Raw genomic sequence first — 1,326 nt, 5'->3', positions numbered from 1 at the left:
GATCGCTCCGCCGCTCCAGACAGATTTAGTCGCATAGGCGCCTTTGACGCGTTTTGCGCCCAATCGCGCAGGCGCCCACGGCATGTCGGATGTGGCGTGCGTCGGTTGCATCGAAGCGATGATACCGAGTTTTCCAAACCGCGGAATGTCCGACGGTGCGAGAACCTGAGCATGTTCGATGCGCCAGCGATATTGGGCGATATTCTCACCGAGGATTTTTTCGTAAACGTTCAAAACCAGCCGGTTCGCAGAGTCGCCGATGGCGTGCGTCGCAACCTGATAGCCGGTTGCCTTGGCGGTTTCGGCAATTTCCTTCAAGTCTTTTTCGGAAATCGTCAACAATCCGTAATTCCCCGGTTCGTCTGAATACGGCTCGAACAGGTAAGCGCCGCGCGATCCCAGTGCGCCGTCGGAAAAGAGTTTGATGGTCCGAACGGTAAAATAGGGATTGATGTCAGGGATAATCGGTTCGTGTTTTTTCATAAAATTGATGATGTCGCCGCCGTACGCCATGGCGTAAACGCGGATGGGAAGACGCCCGGCCTGCTCCAGTTCCTTGAAAATCGAAATAGTCGGCTCATCTGTCGCCGCATCGTGAACTTCCGTCAAACCGAGCGACGCAAAATGTTCGAGCGCGGCGAGAATATATTTTGTCCGCTGTTCGAGCGAGTCCGGCGGGATTTGCTTCCAAATGAGATTCATGGCGTTGTCGATCAGGACGCCGGTCGGATATCCCAAATGGTCTTTCAGGATTTTTCCTCCCGATGCTTCGGGATCGGGCGTTTCTTTCGTGATTCCGGCAAGCGTCAGCGCTTTTACGTTGACCCACAAAGCATGCCCGTCGATGCGTTCCAGCGCGACTGGACGTTCGTTAATGCAAGCGTCTAAATCCGCATGATTCGGGAATGCCGTCGTGCGCCAATCGTTTTGATCCCAGCCGCTACCCTGAATCCAGTGTAAATCCGGATTTTTCGCCGAATAATCTTTCAGACGTTGTTGAATTTTGCCGATGGAAGTCGTTCCGACGAGATTCAGGTTCAGCAGGTTTTTTCCAACGCTTTCGACGTGAAGGTGCGCATCGGAAAAACCGGGATAAAGAAACGCGCCTTTCAGGTCGATGACTTCGGTCTTGTTATTACAAAGCGGTGCGAGTTCAGATTGAGCGTCAACCTGAACGATTTTCCATTTTTTAATGGCGATGGCATCGCCGGATAACTGGCGGCCGTCTGCGTCGATGATCTTGGCATTGACGAACATTTTGTCGGCAAATTTAGATTCACAGCGATTCATGATAAAAAGTCCTAAAACAATGATGATTAAAATACG

At 51.6% G+C, this 1,326-nt stretch carries 1 protein-coding gene; it reads right to left on the bottom strand.

The annotated features are described in order from the left end of the window. Positions 1 to 1,326, bottom strand: a 1,326-nt coding sequence (locus COT43_11080; GenBank protein PIS27327.1) for an amidohydrolase, incomplete at both ends; no start/stop codon positions are given.

The sequence above is a fragment of the Candidatus Marinimicrobia bacterium CG08_land_8_20_14_0_20_45_22 genome (assembly GCA_002774355.1).
Classification (GTDB): Bacteria; Fidelibacterota; UBA2242; order UBA2242; family UBA2242; genus 0-14-0-20-45-22.
This window is presented reverse-complemented; position numbering and strand designations above follow the sequence as displayed.